11 protein-coding genes are annotated in these 15,446 nt (G+C 70.2%); 9 read left to right on the top strand and 2 right to left on the bottom strand.

Translation table 11 applies throughout. The features are described from left to right. Positions 1-98 precede the first annotated feature (98 nt). Both nadC and ACRSCF_RS25465 read left to right on the top strand, forming a co-directional pair. A complete protein-coding gene (nadC, locus tag ACRSCF_RS25470; RefSeq protein WP_244387426.1) occupies positions 99-980 on the top strand; it encodes a carboxylating nicotinate-nucleotide diphosphorylase in 882 nt (293 codons plus the stop codon). A gap of 194 nt (positions 981-1,174) precedes the next feature. Then, positions 1,175-2,179, top strand: coding sequence for a tripartite tricarboxylate transporter substrate-binding protein (locus tag ACRSCF_RS25465; RefSeq protein WP_034364253.1), 1,005 nt, complete (start codon positions 1,175-1,177; stop codon positions 2,177-2,179). Positions 2,180-2,206: 27 nt separating this feature from the next. Here ACRSCF_RS25465 and ACRSCF_RS25460 read toward each other — a convergent pair whose 3' ends face one another. Together ACRSCF_RS25460 and ACRSCF_RS25455 are read right to left on the bottom strand one after the other, a co-directional pair. Further along, the gene (locus ACRSCF_RS25460) at positions 2,207-2,989 is read right to left on the bottom strand and encodes a 3-hydroxybutyrate dehydrogenase (RefSeq protein WP_016453173.1); all 783 of its coding nucleotides are present in this window, start codon (positions 2,987-2,989) and stop codon (positions 2,207-2,209) included. Between the two features lie 446 nt (positions 2,990-3,435). After that, positions 3,436-4,365 carry a LysR family transcriptional regulator gene (locus tag ACRSCF_RS25455; protein ID WP_034364254.1) on the bottom strand — a complete coding sequence of 310 codons (930 nt, stop codon included), beginning with the start codon at positions 4,363-4,365 and terminating at the stop codon, positions 3,436-3,438. A 130-nt stretch (positions 4,366-4,495) separates the two neighbouring features. Here ACRSCF_RS25455 and mdlC point away from each other — a divergent pair, with 130 nt between their 5' ends. The 7 genes from mdlC (at position 4,496) to ACRSCF_RS25420 (ending at position 15,379) form a co-directional block, all read left to right on the top strand. After that, the gene (gene mdlC, locus ACRSCF_RS25450; protein WP_223275118.1) at positions 4,496-6,142 is read left to right on the top strand and encodes a benzoylformate decarboxylase; all 1,647 of its coding nucleotides are present in this window, start codon (positions 4,496-4,498) and stop codon (positions 6,140-6,142) included. A 28-nt stretch (positions 6,143-6,170) separates the two neighbouring features. Further along, positions 6,171-7,109: a ketopantoate reductase family protein gene (locus tag ACRSCF_RS25445; RefSeq protein WP_034364256.1), complete on the top strand. Its 939-nt coding sequence runs from the start codon at positions 6,171-6,173 to the stop codon at positions 7,107-7,109. Between the two features lie 42 nt (positions 7,110-7,151). Beyond that, on the top strand, positions 7,152-8,126 hold the full coding sequence (locus ACRSCF_RS25440) for a Bug family tripartite tricarboxylate transporter substrate binding protein (protein WP_016447959.1): 975 nt from the start codon (positions 7,152-7,154) through the stop codon (positions 8,124-8,126). Positions 8,127-8,196: 70 nt separating this feature from the next. After that, positions 8,197-9,195 carry a Bug family tripartite tricarboxylate transporter substrate binding protein gene (locus tag ACRSCF_RS25435; protein WP_126312465.1) on the top strand — a complete coding sequence of 333 codons (999 nt, stop codon included), beginning with the start codon at positions 8,197-8,199 and terminating at the stop codon, positions 9,193-9,195. Between the two features lie 585 nt (positions 9,196-9,780). Then, positions 9,781-10,878, top strand: a complete 1,098-nt coding sequence (locus ACRSCF_RS25430; RefSeq protein WP_324622776.1) for an efflux RND transporter periplasmic adaptor subunit — start codon at positions 9,781-9,783, stop codon at positions 10,876-10,878. Next, positions 10,875-14,048 carry an efflux RND transporter permease subunit gene (locus tag ACRSCF_RS25425; protein ID WP_324622775.1) on the top strand — a complete coding sequence of 1,058 codons (3,174 nt, stop codon included), beginning with the start codon at positions 10,875-10,877 and terminating at the stop codon, positions 14,046-14,048. Before ACRSCF_RS25430 ends, ACRSCF_RS25425 begins: the two co-directional genes overlap by 4 nt. A gap of 11 nt (positions 14,049-14,059) precedes the next feature. Then, a complete protein-coding gene (locus tag ACRSCF_RS25420; RefSeq protein WP_432675114.1) occupies positions 14,060-15,379 on the top strand; it encodes a TolC family protein in 1,320 nt (439 codons plus the stop codon). The last annotated feature ends 67 nt before the right edge of the window (positions 15,380-15,446 follow it).

Below are 15,446 nucleotides of genomic sequence, written 5' to 3'. Positions count from 1 at the left end.
CAATGGCTTGACAGCACTTATGCTCGTATCTAGCATAAGTTCCTCGCTCAAGCCCGCAAGGCCGCGCGCCACATTTTTTTGACCTACATATACTCAAAATGAGCATTAATACTGCCAATGCCCTCAGTGCCCGCCTGCCTGTGCCGCCGCTGCCCGACCTGATGCTGGAGCCGCTGGTGCGCTCGGCCCTGCTGGAAGACCTGGGCCGCGCGGGCGACCTGACCACGGATGCCATCGTCCCTGCGGACGCGCAGGCCGCACTGCGCCTGGTGGCGCGCCAGGAGGGCGTGCTGGCCGGGCTGGACATGGCGCGGCTGGCGTTCCGTGCGCTGGATGCGCAGTCGCGTTTCGAGCCGGTGCTGCGCGATGGCAGCGAACTGGCGCCCGGCCAGGAGATCGCGCGCATCCACGGCAGCGCGCGCGCCATCCTCACCGCCGAGCGCGTGGCGCTCAACTACCTGTGCCACCTGAGCGGCGTGGCCACGGCCACGGCATCGATCGCGCGGGCCATCGCCGACACGGGCGCACGCGTGACCTGCACGCGCAAGACCATGCCGGGCCTGCGCGCGCTGCAGAAGTACGCGGTGCGCGTGGGGGGCGGCAGCAACCACCGCTTCGGCCTGGACGATGCCGTGCTGATCAAGGACAACCACATCGCGCTGGCCGGCGGCGTGGCCGAAGCCCTGGCCCGGGCGCGCGCAGGCGTGGGCCACATGGTGCAGATCCAGCTGGAGGTGGACACGCTGGAGCAGCTGGAGGTGGCGCTGTCCCTGGGCGTGGAAGTGGTGCTGTTGGACAACATGGACCTGGACACGCTGCGCACTGCCGTCTCCATGGCGCGCGGGCGCGCGGTGACCGAAGCCTCGGGCCGCATCACGCCCGAGACGGCGCGCGCCGTGGCCGAGACCGGCGTGGACCAGATCGCCGTGGGCTGGATCACGCACAGCGCCCGGGTTCTCGACATCGGCCTCGACACCTGAAATGAGGCACCCCCTGAGCCGCTGCGCGGCTTCCCCCGTGTGCACGGCGCCCTCTCTCGCTGCGCGGGAGGGGGGCGTCCGGGCAACCGGCGACACCCTGGCTGCGGGGCGGCGCGGCCGGCTCAGGCCCTTGCTCGGTGTCCCTGAGTTGGGCTGCGCCGGTTTTTTGCACCTAGCCCAGTGGAGCAGTTGCCATGTTTTTTGAAGGGTGTACCTTGAAGCGACGGAGACTCTGGACGCTGGCGGCCTGCGCGCTGCTGGCGGGCGCATCGGGGCTGTGGCTGGCGGCGCCGGGCAAGGCCGGCACGCGCCTGGAGCGGCCCATCACCATCGTCGTGACGTTTCCGCCGGGCGGCGGCACGGACCTGCTGGCGCGGCGCCTGGGCGAGCAGCTGCAGCAGCGCCTGGGCCAGCCCGTGGTAGTGGAGAACCGGCCGGGCGCCAGCGGCAACATCGGCGCCCATGCCGTGGCCCAGGCCGCAGCGGACGGCAGCACCTTGCTGATGGCCAACAGCTCGTTCGCCATCAACCCCGGTGTCTACGAACGCCTGGACTTCGACCCGCGCAAGGACTTCACGGCGGTGTTCAACGCCGGCTCCATCGCCTCGGTGCTGGTCGTGCCTGCGGACAGCGCGCTGCAGACGCTGGAGGATGCGCTGGCCCAGGCGCGCCAGGAACGGCCGCTGCTGTTCGCCTCCTGCGGCAACGGCACGCCCCAGCACCTGGCCGGCGAGATGCTGGCCCGCGACGCGAAGCGATTTGTCCAGCATGTGCCCTACAAGGGCTGCGGCCCGGCCATCACGGCCGTGGCGGCAGGCCAGGTGGCGGCGGGCATGGTCACGGCCAGCAGTGCTGCGGCCATGATCGCTGCAGGCCGCGTGCGCGCCCTGGCCGTCACGGCGCCGCAGCGACTGCCGCAGCTGGCCGGCGTTCCCACGGTGGCCGAGCGCGGCCTGCCGGGCTTTGCGGTGGAGCAGTGGCATGGCCTGCTGGCACCTGCCGCCACGCCCCGGGCCACGGTGCAGGCATTGCATGACACGCTGGAGCAAGCGCTGGCCGATCCCGCCGTCAGCGCTGGCTTGCGCGACCAGGGCTACACCCCGGCGCGGCAGACACCGGGCCAATTCCAGGCGCTGATCGCGGCCGACATCGACCGCTATGCGGGCGTGACGCGTGCGCTGGGCCTGAAGGCCGATTGAAGGCCGATTGAGGGGCCGACTGGCGACTTACTGCATGAACCAGCCGTGGCTGACCACCAGCGACTGGCCGGTCAGCGCATTGCTGGGGAAGCCCGCGAACAGCAGGGCCACGCGGGCCACGTCCTCGGTGGTGGTGAACTCGCCGTCCACGGTTTCCTTGAGCATCACGTTCTTGATGACCTCGTCCTCGCTGATGCCCAGCGTGCGGGCCTGCTCGGGAATCTGCTTGTCCACCAGCGGCGTGCGCACGAAGCCCGGGCAGATCACATTGGCGCGCACGCCGTGCTTGGCGCCTTCCTTGGCCACGGTCTTGGCCAGCCCGATCAGGCCGTGCTTGGCCGTGACATAGGGCGCCTTGAGCAGCGATGCCTCCTTGGAGTGCACCGATCCCATGTAGATAACGCTGCCGCCGCGGCCCTGCGCATACATGTGCCTGAGGCAGGCGCGCGTGGTGAGGAAGGCGCCGTCCAGGTGGATGGCCAGCATCTTCTTCCAGTCGGCGAAGCTGAATTCCTCCACCGGATGCACGATCTGTATCCCGGCATTGCTGACCAGGATGTCGATGCCGCCGAAGGCCCGGGCGGCCTCCTCGACCGAGGCGTTGACCTGGGCCTCGTCGGTCACGTCCACGGCCACGCCCATGGCCTGCGCTCCCGTGGCGCGCAGTTCGGCCGCCGTGGCGTCGGCCGCCTCCTTGTTGAGGTCGGCAATGACGATGCGCGCGCCCTCGCTGGCGAACAGCGTGGCGATCTCCTTGCCGATGCCGCTGGCCGAGCCGGTGATGAAGGCGACCTTGTCCTTGAGTTGCATGGTGAGTCTTTCCTGGAGAGTGGATGAAACAGGCCGGTGCCCATCTTCGGCGGGGCCGGCCGCGTGCCCTTGTCGGCGCAGGGACCAGTCTGGCGCCGGTTTCTTAGACGAAACTGAGTCGGCAGGCCAGGCTGCCTAGAGCGTGTTATGCACTTTTAAGTACCCGCGTTGGCTCTGCGCGCTGGTGATCGCAAGGCGCAGTGCGCCGCCAAGGCTCATGCCTTGGCAAGCGCTGCAACGCCGCGAGCGCCTGCGCGCAGAGCCAACCCGAAGGGAAAGCCGGGAAAGGGGCTCGGCCCTTCGTTGCAGCCCGCTTGCGGTGTGGCAACCGCGGCGCGTGCTACGCCTCGTTCCGGACCCCTTTCCCGGCTTTCGCGGGCACGTAAAAGTGCACAACACGCTCTAGTGTTGGCAGCCCGCAAGTCATGCCCGTGACGGCCGGCCCTTCAGTGCGCGGCGGCCTCGCGGTGCCGGGGCTGCTGGAACAGCTCGCAGACCAGTTCGCGCAGCCAGCGCTTGGCCGGTTCCTGTTCGAAGCGCCAGCTCCAGTGCAGCGACACGTCGAAGCGGTGATCGGGCAGGTCGGCATCGCGCACCGCATAGCCGCCGCGCTCGACAAAGCCGGCCGCGATCTCGGCCGGCATGATCACCGCCAGGTCGGTCTTGCCCACGATGGAGGGCACGGCCATGAAATGCGCGGCCGACAGGCGGATGCGCTCATCGAGCCGCAGCGCCTGCAGGATGCGCAGCGTCTCCGAATGCGAGCGCACGGCCGCGAAATCCAGCTGGCGCAGCGTTGCCAGCGCCAGTGGCGCGTCTTCGGGCAGGTGCGCCAGCGCGGGGTGGCCGCTGCGCAGCAGCACGCCGTAGTGGTCGGACAGCAGCACGGTCTGCCGGGTCCGCGTGCCACCCGGCAGAAAGCCGATGGCGATGTCCAGCATGCCCCGGTCCAGCGCATCGGCGATGCCGTCCAGCGGCATGGGCAGGGTCTCCAGCTGCACATGCGGGGCGCGCTGGTGCAGCGCCTGCATCAGCGGCGGCAGAAAGCGCGCCTCGCCGATGTCGCTCAGGTGGATGCGAAAGCGCTGGCGCGCCTGCAGTGGCTCGAAGCTCTGGGCCTCGGACATGGCGACTTCCAGCACCTCCAGCGCCTGGCGCACGGCCAGCGCCAGGCGCTCGGCACGCGGCGTGGGGCGCACGCCTGCGTGCGCGCGCTCGAACAGCGGATTGCCCAGCAGCAGGCGCAGCCGCGTCACGGCCTGGCTGGCGGCGGGCTGGGACATGCCCAGCTCCTCGGCCGCGCGGCTGACGCTGCAGTGGCGGTACACGGCGTCGAAGACGCGCAGCAGGTTGAGGTCCAGGTTCTTGATATCCATTTGGTGAATATCTCTTAGATGGTTTATTCAATTGCTGGAAATCATAAGCGCCTGCACCATGGGCACCGACTTCCATGGCCAGCGCGCGGCACGCACCGGGCGGCCGGCCCATTCCCCAGGAGACCCCATCTTGCAAGCACCCACCACACCGCGCAGCCAGCCCGCCGAGGCATCCTCTTCCACCGCGACCTGCACCGCGACCTACACCGTGCGCCATGCCGTGATCGCCATGCTGCGCGAGCTGGGCATGACGCGCATCTTCGGCAACCCGGGCTCGACCGAGCTGCCGCTGTTCCGCGACTACCCCGAAGACTTCTCCTATGTGCTGGGCCTGCAGGAAACCGTCGTCGTGGGCATGGCCGACGGCCACGCCCAGGCCACGCGCAATGCCAGCTTCGTGAACCTGCACTCGGCCGCGGGCGTGGGCCACGCCATGGCCAACATCTTCACGGCCTTCAAGAACCGCACGCCCCTGGTGATCACGGCGGGCCAGCAGGCGCGCTCGCTGCTGCAGTTCGACCCCTTCCTGCACTCCAGCCAGGCCGCCGAGCTGCCCAAGCCCTATGTGAAGTGGAGCTGCGAGCCCGCACGCGCCGAAGACGTGCCCCAGGCGCTGGCGCGTGCCTACTACATCGCCATGCAGGAGCCGCGCGGCCCCGTGCTGGTCTCCATTCCCGCCGATGACTGGGACAAGCCGGCCGAGCCCGTCACGCTGCGCCATGTGGGCTTCGAGACGCGGCCCGATCCGCGCACGCTGGACCTTATCGGCGATGCGCTGGATGCGGCGCGTGCCCCGGCCCTGGTCGTGGGCGCGGCCGTGGACCGGGCCCAGGGCTGGGATGCCGTGGTCGCGCTGGCCGAGCGCCACCAGGCCCGCGTCTTCGTGGCCCCCATGAGCGGGCGCTGCAGCTTCCCCGAGGACCATCCCCTGTTCGCCGGCTTCCTGCCCGCCATGCGCGAGCGCATCGTGCAACTGCTGTCCGGTCATGACGTGGTCTTCGCCGTGGGCGCGGCCGCCTTCACCTACCACGTGGAAGGCGAGGGCCCGCACATCCCCGAAGGCACGGCGCTCTACCAGTTGATCGAGGACCCGGCCATTGCCGCCTGGGCCCCCGTGGGCACGGCCGCCGTGGGCAATGTGCGCATGGGCGTGGAGGAGCTGCTGCAGCGCCCCGCGCCCGCACCGCGCCAGGCGCCCGCACCCCGGCCCGCAGCGCCCGTGCCGGCCGCGCCCGCCGCAGGCGAGCGCATGTCGGTGGCCTTTGCCATGCACACGCTGGCCCAGGTGCGTGACCGCCACAGCATCGTGGTGGAAGAGGCGCCCAGCTCGCGCTCCACCATCCAGACCTACCTGCCCATCTTCCATTCGGGCACCTTCTACACCATGTGCAGCGGCGGCCTGGGCCACAGCATGCCGGCCGCCGTGGGCGTGGCGCTGGCGCAGCCCGAGGCCAAGGTGGTCGCCGTCATCGGCGACGGCTCGGCCATGTACGCCATCCAGGCCCTCTGGAGTGCAGCCCAGCTGCGCCTGCCCATCAGCTTCGTGATCCTCAAGAACCGCCGCTATGCGGCGCTGCAGGACTTCGCCCATGTCTTCGGCTACCGCGAGGGCGAGAAGGTCGAGGGCACGGAACTGCCCGACATCGACTTCGTGGCGCTGGCCCGTGGCCAGGGCTGCGACGGCGTGCATGTGGAGAACGCGGCCGAGCTGGCCGAGGTGCTGGCCCGCGCGCTGGCCCATCCCAAGCCCATCGTGGTCGAGGTCGAAGTCGCCTGAGGCGAAGCCCCCTGCAGGAGACAAAGCCATGGAAAACACAAGAAGCATAGGCATCCTCGGCGCAGGCGCCATGGGCACCCTGTTCGGCGCGCGGCTGGCCCGCATCGGCCTGGACGTGACCCTGGTCGACGTGAACGACGAGCTGCTGCAGGCCCTGAACCGCGATGGCGCGCGCTGCCACACCGATGAGGGGCTGCTGCAGGCCCGCGTGCATGCGGCGCGGGCCGAGCAGCTCACGGCGGGGCCCGCGCTGTGGCTGGTCTTCACCAAGTCGGCCCATACGCGCGCTGCACTGCAGGGCATTGCCCATCTCATCGGGCCGGACACGCATTTCCTGAGCCTGCAAAACGGCATAGGCCACGCCGATGTGCTGCGCGAGCGGGTGCCGGCCGAGCGCATCGCCGTGGGCGTGACCACCTGGCCTGCGCGCGTGATGTCGCCGGGCGAGGTCAGCTCCATGGGGCAGGGCGGTATCCGCTTCATGCCTTGCGATGGCCAGCGCAGCGCGGTCTTCGACCTGCTGGCGGAAGACCTCAACCGCGCAGGCATGCATTGCAGCATCGACCCGCAGGTGCAGGAAGCCATCTGGGAAAAGCTGGCCTTCAATGCCGCCTTCAACGGCGTGTGCGCCGTGACGCGCCAGACCGTGGACGGACTGGCCAATCCGCAGGGCGAGGCCCTGCTGCAGCGCGTGCTGGACGAGGTGCTGTCCGTCGCCCATGCCCATGGCGTCGCCGCCAGCGCCGAGCGCGTGGGCGCGGCCGTGCGCGATGCGCTGGACCACCACCGGGGCCACCAGCCCTCGATGCTGCAGGACCTGCTGGCCGGCCGTGCCACCGAGACGGGCGCCATCCATGGCGCCGTGCTGCAGGTGGCCGACCGCCTGGGCATTGCCGTGCCCGTGACGCGCACGCTGCATGCACTGGTCAGCCTGTCGGAGAACGCGGGCTCCGTCGCACCGCGCTGAACGCGCTCAAGGCAAAACGAGCCACTACAAGAAGGAGACAAGATGCTGCGCAGACAAGCACTCAAGGCGGCACTGGCCATAGGCGCCCCGCCCCTGCTGGGCATGGGCACGGCACACGCCCAGACCGGCAAGCCCATCGAATGGGTGGTGGGCTTTGCCGCAGGCGGCGGCTCGGACGCCGTGGCGCGCGGCGTGGCCGAAGTCTGGGGCAAGGCCCTGGGCCGCACCGTGGTCGTCATGAACAAGCCCGGTGCAGGCACCAACATCGCCGCCGAGTACGCGGCGCGCACGCGCGAACTGGGCAGCCTGGTCTTCACGGCCGACTTCGCCACGCTGGCGGCCAACCCCCACCTGTTTCGCAAGCTGGCCTACAACGCCGAGAAGGACTTCGTGCCCATCGGCCTGCTGGCGCGCTTTCCGCTGTTCCTCGTGGTCGGCAACCAGCTGCCGGTGCACAACCTGCAGGAGTTCACGCAGTGGGTGAAGGCCCAGCCCGGCCCCGTCAGCTATGGCAGCCCGGGCCTGGGCACGCCCCACCACCTGGCCACCGAACTGCTGGCCCAGCGCCTGGGCGTGAAGATGTCCCATGTGCCCTATCGCGGCGCGGGGCCGGCCCTGATCGATGTGATCGGCGGCCAGATCCCCTTCATGCTGGCCGACAGCGCGGCGGCGGCCCAGCACATTGCGGCCGGCAAGCTGCGTGTCATCGGCGTGGCCAGCGCCGAGCGTCTCAAGAGCCACCCGGGCGTGCCCACGCTGGCCGAGCAGGGCGTGAAGGATTTCGAGGCCCATGCATGGCAGGGCCTGGTCGCACCCGCAGGCACGGACGACGCCACCGTACAGGCCTGGTCCGTGGCGCTGCAGCAGGCGCTGCGCTCGCCTGCCGTGCTGGCGCGCTTCGAGGCGCTGTCGCTGGAGCCGCTGCCCGGAACGCCCGCCCAGATGCGTGACTACTGGCGCAGCGAAAGCCGGCGCTGGGGCCAGGTCATCGAGTCGGCGGGCATACGGCTGGATTGACCGTAGCGCCGCTGCTGCTTCAGGCGCCCTCACCGTTTTCAAGAACTCATAACCCAAGGAGACATAGCTCATGCACAAGACAAATCCCTTCAGCCGCTGGCGCCGCCTGGGCCTGCTGGCCCTGCTGGGCGCGACGGCCTCGGTCCCTGCGCTGGCGCAGAAGGCCGGCGACAAATGGCCCGAGCGCCCCGTGCGCCTGGTGGTGAACTTCGCGCCCGGCGGCGCGGCCGATGTGCTGGCGCGCGCCATCACGCCCACCATGTCCCAGGTGCTGGGCCAGTCGGTGGTGGTGGACAACAAGCCCGGCGCGGGCGGCAACATCGGCATCAGCGAAACCGTGCGCGCGCCCAAGGATGGCTACACGCTGCTGCTCAGCTCGGGCGGGGCCATCACCATCAACCCGATGATCTACAGCAAGCTGGCCTTCAATCCCGAAAAGGACTTGACGCCCGTGGCTGCCGTGGCGCGCGTGCATGTGTTCCTGGAGACCAATCCCGCCGTGCCCGCCACCAACGTGGCCGAGTTCATCAAGCACCTGAAGGCCAACCCCGGCAAGCTGTCCTACGGCTCGCCGGGCCAGGGCAGCTCGCCGCATTTGGCAGGCGAGATGTTCAAGCGGATGGCCGGCGTCGATGCCGTGCACGCCCCCTACAAGGGCGCGGGCCCGGCGCTCAGCGACGTGCTCAGCGGGCAGCTGCAGTTCTGGTTCGACCCGGGTCCGGGCCTCAAGCAGGTCGAGGCGGGCAAGCTGCGCCTGCTGGCCATCGGCAGCCCGCACCGCTCGCCGCAGTACCCCAACGTGCCCACGCTGGCCGAAAGCGGCCTGCCGGGCTTTGATGCGGACACGCTGTTCGGCATCTACGCGCCCACGGGCACGCCCGAATCGGTGATCGAGGCCGTTCGCACTGCCGTGGCCAAGGCGCTGGAGCAAAAGAACGTCAACGACGTCATCCTCACCCTCGGAGCCACGCCCGCGCCCCTGAGCCGCAAGGCCTTCATCGACCACCACGCCACCGAGCGCGAGCGCTTCGGCGAACTGGTGAAAGCCATCGGCCTGAAAGTGGACTGAGCTTTCCCGCAGGCCATCGCCCGCAAGCCGCCCGCTCCGCGCTGGCGGCTTTTTGCTTTCCGGGCCGGGCTGGGCCGGGCCGAGGGGGGCCTTGTGCCGGCCATCTTCTATACGAAGGTATATCCCGCATCCACCAATGAACAGGCCAGCCTTCCCAACAAAGGCTGGCCGCAGGCACTTTCGCCTTTGATAATTCCGGGCACATATTGCACTGCAGCAAACAGGGCTCCCGGCCTGCACGGGGACTGCGCCACCCACACGCAAAGGAGTACCCCATGGACCCCGATCCTGATTCCGATCCCGATCCCGATCCTGCCAGGCGCTGCCGCGCCGTCCCTTTCCGCCTTTCCCTTCTTCCATTTCTTGATCTGCCCGGACCCGGGCGGAGGCCTGTGATCGCCTGAAGGTGCGAGAGGTCTGCGCGGGTCCATGGCACCCGGAGACCTCAGGATGACCCGCTTTCTTGCTTCTGAACGACCAGGCCGACCCCATGGCCAACCACATGGCCGACCCCATGGCCTGCACCAGCGCCATCCCTTGCTGGCGGCTGCATGGCCTGTGGGCGGGCTGCTGATCAGCGTGGCCATGGCCGCCTGCAACGGCCCGGCCGAAACCCAGGCTGCAGTAGCAACCCCCGCAACCCCCGCCACCGCCGCCCCGCAGCCGGCTCCCGTGCGCCGCGAAGGCAACCTCATCGTGGTGCCCGAAGGCTCGCCGCTGCGCGAGCGCCTGCAGGTGGCCGAGATCGCCCTGCAGCCGCTGCAGACCCGCCTGTCGGCCCCCGCCACCATCGAGGCCGAGCCTGAAAAGCTGGTCCGCATCACGCCGCCCGTGGCGGGCCGCCTGGTGCGCCTGCACCACCAGCTGGGCGATGCGGTGAAGGCCGGCGATGCGCTGATCACCATGGACTCCTCCGAGATCTCCAGCGTGCGTGCCGAGCACGCCAAGGCCCAGGCCGCGCTGCTGCACGCGCGCCAGGAATTCGACCGCCAGAAGCTGCTGTTCGATGCCGAGATCGCCGCGCGCAAGGACTACGAGGCCGCGCAGCAGGCGCTGGCCGCAGCAGGTGCCGATGCGCGCGCCGCCTCCGACCACCTGTCCCAGCTGGGTGCGGCCGTGCAGGAAGGCTCGCGCGGCAGCTACGTGGTCAAGTCGCCCATCAGCGGCCGCGTGGTGGAGATGGCGGGCTCGCAGGGCGGCTACTGGAACGATGTGAATGCCTCCGTCATGACCGTGGCCGACCTGCGCAAGGTCTGGCTCAGCGCCAGCGTGAGCGAGCGCGACCTGGCCCATGTGGACGTGGGCCAGCAGGCCCACATCGCGCTGGCCGCCTATCCCGACCTGCAGCTGCAGGGCCGCGTGCAGTACGTGGGCGAGCTGGTGGACACCGCCACGCGCAGCGTCAAGGTGCGCGTGGCCGTGGACAACCCCGAAGGGCGGCTGCGCCCCGGTATGTTTGCGCGCGTGGGCTTCGACGCCCCGGCGCGCCAGGCCGTGATGGTGCCGGCCGCAGCCCTGCTGCAGGGCCAGGTCAGCACGCGCGTCTTCGTGGACAAGGGCGGCTGGCGCTTCGAGCCGCGCGACGTGCAGGTCGGCGCGCAGCAGGACGGCCAGGCCGAGATCCTCTCGGGCCTGGCGGCCGGCGAGCGCGTGGTGGTCAACGGGGGAGTGCTGCTGCAATGATCGAGCGCATCGTCAACATCGGCTTTTCCCGCCGCGGCGTGGTCTGGCTGGTCTTTTGCTTCGCGGCCCTGTATGGCGTGTTCAGCTGGAAGCAGCTGCCGCTGGAGGCCTATCCCGACATTGCCGACGTGACCTCGCAGATCGTCACCCAGGTGCCAGGCCTGGCGGCCGAGGAGATAGAGCAGCAGATCACCATTCCGCTGGAGCGCGCCCTGCTGGCCACGCCCGGCATGCACGTGCTGCGCTCGCGCAGCCTGTTCGCGCTGTCGCTGATCACCGTGGTCTTCGAGGACGGCGTGGACGGCTACTGGGCGCGCCAGCGCCTGAAGGAGCGCATCGACGAGGTCACGCTGCCCTATGGTGCCCGCGCCGGGCTGGACCCCTACAGCTCGCCCACGGGCGAGGTCTACCGCTACACGCTGGAAAGCCCGGTGCGCAGCCTGCGCGAGCTGTCCGAGCTGCAGCAGTGGGTGGTGATCCCGCGCCTGAAGAAGGCCCAGTCCGTGGTGGACGTGACCAACTTCGGCGGCCTGACCACGCAGTTCATGCTGGAGCTGGACCCGGCGCGGCTGCTGCAGTACGGGCTGGCGCTGTCCCAGGTGATCGAGGCCATCAATGCCAACAACGCCAGCGGCGGCGGCAGCGTCATCGACCGGGGCGATGTCTCCTATGTGGTGCGCGGCGTGGGCCTGCTGGGCTCGCTGGACGACATGGGCAACGTGGTCGTCAAGACCACGGACAGCGGCACGCCCGTGCTGGTCAAGGACCTGGGGCGTCTGACCTACGGCAACGTGGAGCGGCGCGGCATCCTGGGCAAGGACGGCAACTCCGACACCCTGCAGGGCATCGTGCTGCTGCTCAAGGGCTCCAACCCCTCGCAGGCGCTGGAGGGCATCCATGCCGCCGTGGAGGAGCTCAACGGCAAGCTGCTGCCGCCCGACGTGAAGGTCGTGCCCTACCTGGACCGCACCACGCTGATCGAGCGCACCACCCACACCGTGGGCAAGACCCTGGCCGAAGGCCTGATCGTCGTCACCCTGGTGCTGCTGGTCTTCCTGGGCAGCCCGCGCGCGGCGCTGATCGTGGCCCTGACCATTCCCATGGCGCTGCTGCTGGCCTTCATCTTCATGCACCACGCGAAGATTCCGGCCAACCTGCTGTCGCTGGGCGCCATCGACTTCGGCATCCTGGTGGACGGGGCCGTGGTCGTGGTCGAGAACATCCTGCGGCGCCGCGAGGCCGACCAGAACCGGCCGCTCACGCCCAGGGACGCCATCACGGCCACGCTGCAGGTGGCGCGGCCCATCTTCTTCGGCATGTGCGTGATCGCGGCCGCCTACCTGCCGCTGTTCGCCTTCGAGCGCATCGAGTACAAGCTGTTCTCGCCCATGGCCAGCGCCGTGGGCGCGGCCCTGGTCGGGGCGCTGGCCGTGGCCCTGCTGCTCACGCCGGCCCTGGCCTGGTTGGCTTTCCGCAGGCCGCGCAGGATCTTCCACAACCCCGTGCTGCACCGGCTGGGCGTGGGCTATGACCGCTTCCTGGGCGTGGCCGTGGGCCGCGTGCGCTGGCTGGCGGGGGCCGTGGCGGCCTCGCTGCTGGCGCTGGGCGTGCTGGCCGGCACCATGGGCCGCGACTTCCTGCCGTACCTGGACGAAGGCTCCATCTGGCTGCAGGTGCAGATGCCGCCCGGCATCACGCTGGACAAGGCGCGCGACATGGCCGACGCGCTGCGCAGCGCCGCACTGGAGTTCCCCGAGGTCTCCTACATCGTCACCCAGACCGGGCGCAACGATGACGGCACCGACTACTGGACGCCCTCGCACATCGAGGCCAGCGTGGGCCTGCATCCCTATGGCGAATGGAAGTCGGGCCTGACCAAGCAGCAGCTGATCGCGAAGATGGCCGCGCGCTTCGACCAGTTGCCCGGCTACTCCGTGGGCTTCATGCAGCCCATGATCGACGGCGTGCAGGACAAGCTGTCGGGCGCGCACAGCGACCTCACGGTGAAGGTCTTCGGCCAGGACCTGGCCGAGGACCGGCGCGTGGCCGATGCCCTGGTGGCCGTGCTGGAGAAAGTGCCCGGCGCGGCCGACGTGGCCGTGGACGTGGAGCCGCCGCTGCCCAACCTGCGCATTGCGCTGGACCGCGCCGCTGCCGCGCGCTACGGCATCAATGCCTCCGAGGTGGCGCAGCTCATCTCCACCGGCGTGGGCGGGGCCTCCATCGGCCAGCTGTACGTGGGCGAGCGCAGCTACGACATGGCCGTGCGCTTCACGCCCGACACGCGCAGCAGCCCCGAGGCCATCGGCGCGCTGCGCCTGTCGGCCGCCAATGGCGCCCAGGTGCCGCTGGCCGACGTGGCGCGCATCACCACCACCGTGGGCCAGAGCGTCATCGTGCGCGAGGGCGGCGAGCGCCACATCCTCGTCAAGCTCAATGTGCGTGGCCGCGACCTGGCGGGCTTCCTCAAGGATGCGCACACCGCCATCGACCAGCACCTGGACTACGACCGCCAGAAGCTGCACATCGAGTGGGGCGGCCAGTTCGAGAACCTGCAGCGTGCCGAGGCGCGGCTGCTCATGATCCTGCCGCTGACGCTGGGCATCATGCTGGTGCTGCTGTTCGGCGAGTTCGGCAACCTGCGCCAGCCGCTGCTGGTGCTGGGCGTGGTGCCGCTGGCCATGATCGGCGGCTTTGCGGGCCTGCACCTGCGCGGCATGACGCTCAACGTCTCCAGCGCCGTGGGCTTCATCGCGCTGTTCGGCGTGGCCGTGCTCTCGGGCGTGCTCATGGTCTCGCAGATCAACCGGCTGCGCCGCGAGGACGGCCTGGGCCTGCGCGAAGCCGTGCTCGAAGGCGCCTCCAGCCGCATGCGCCCCGTGCTGATGACGGCCACCGTCGCCGCCTTCGGCCTCACGCCGGCCATGCTGGCGACGGGCCTGGGCAGCGACGTGCAGCGGCCCCTGGCCACGGTCGTGGTCTGCGGCCTGTTCAGCGCCACCTTGCTGACCCTGCTGCTGCTGCCCAACCTCTACTACGTGATCGAGGCCCGTGCCGCCCGCGCGGCCGAGCGCCGCCAGCGCCGCGCCGCTGAACGCGGTGAGAGCGGCGATCCGGATGCCGCCGAGCACGAGGGCGGGCATCGCACCGCAACGAGCCAACCCCATTGATGCGAGTCGCCATGCAAACGACCCCTTTCTTCCCCAGGCAGGCCCTGGCCCTGCTGCTGTGCCTTGGCGCCGCAGCGCAGGCGCAGACGGCGCCGTCCGCCGGCCTGCGCTTTTCCGACTACCTCAACGCCGTGGAGCAGCACAGCCCCCTGCTGCGCTCGGAGGAGCAGGGCGTGGAATCCGCGCGTGCCGGCATCGGCATCGCCGGCATACGCCCCGACCCCAGCCTCACGCTGGGCGCCTCGCGCGAGCAGGTGCGCACGGGCCAACCCCGGCCCACCACGCGCAACTACGAGATCAGCATGGAGCTGGAGACGGGCGGCAAGCGCGCCGCGCGCATTCAGTCCGCACGCAGCCAGGTGCGCCTGTCCGAGGCCGGCCTGGAAGGCGTGCGCAGCCAGCTGTTCTCCGATGCCGCCCAGGACTACACCCAGGCCTGCCGCGACTCGCTGGCGCTGGAGCGCAAGCAGCAGACGCTGAAGGCGCTGGGCGATGTGGTGCAGGCCAACGAGCTGAGGCGCAAGGCCGGCGACATCGGCGGCGTGGAATGGCTGCAGTCGCGCGTGGAGCGCGACCGCTTCCAGGCCGAGGTGGTGCAGGCGCGCGCCGAGGCGCAGACCGCACGGCTGGCGCTGTCCGTCCCGCTGGGGCGCCGCCTGTCCGAAGTCTTTGCCAGCGACACGCTGCAATGCGGCTTCATGGAATTGGCCGAAGACTCGGGACTGGAGGATGCCGACGCCCTGGTCGCCCAGGCCCTGCAGTCGCGCGCCGAGGTGCGCATCGCCCAGGCGGCGCTGGAGCATGCGCGCGACAACGCGGGCCTGGCCCGGGCCAACCGCTGGGTCAATCCCACGCTGGCCGTGGGCATGGCCGCCGTGCCCGCCACGGCCGGTGGCACGGACGCCCAGGGCAATCCCTTCGATGGCGGCGGGCGCTCGCGCACGCTGTCGGTCTCGGTCAGCGTGCCGCTGCCGCTGTCGCGCCTGGACCGGGGCGACCTGGTGCAGGCCGAGGCGGCCGTCACCCAGGCCATGCTGGCCCTGCAGCAGGCCCAGAACCGGGCCGAGGCCGATGTGCGCGCCGCCCGCTTTCGCCTGAGCGCCGCGCGCGAGAACGTGCAGCGCTACCGCGACGGCGTGCTGCGCGATGCGCAGCGCGTGCTCGATGGCATGCGCCTGTCCTACCGGCATGGCGAGGCTTCGCTGCTGGAGCTGCTGTCCGCCCAGCGCTCGGCCGACGAGGCCTACCTGGGATCGCTGGAGGCCGAGACCGAGCTGGCCAAGGCCACGGTGGAGCTGCAGCTGAGCGTGGGCCGCCGGCCAGTGTTGTGAACCCCCTGAGCCGCTGCGCGGCTTCCCCCTCTCTCGCTGCGCGGGAGGGGGACGACACCTTCGGTGC

Source organism: Delftia sp. 11MD (genome assembly GCF_050907895.1).
Lineage (GTDB): Bacteria > Pseudomonadota > Gammaproteobacteria > Burkholderiales > Burkholderiaceae_C > Comamonas > Comamonas tsuruhatensis.
The sequence above is the reverse complement of the archived record's forward strand: the minus strand, read 5'-3'. Positions and strand labels throughout refer to the sequence as shown.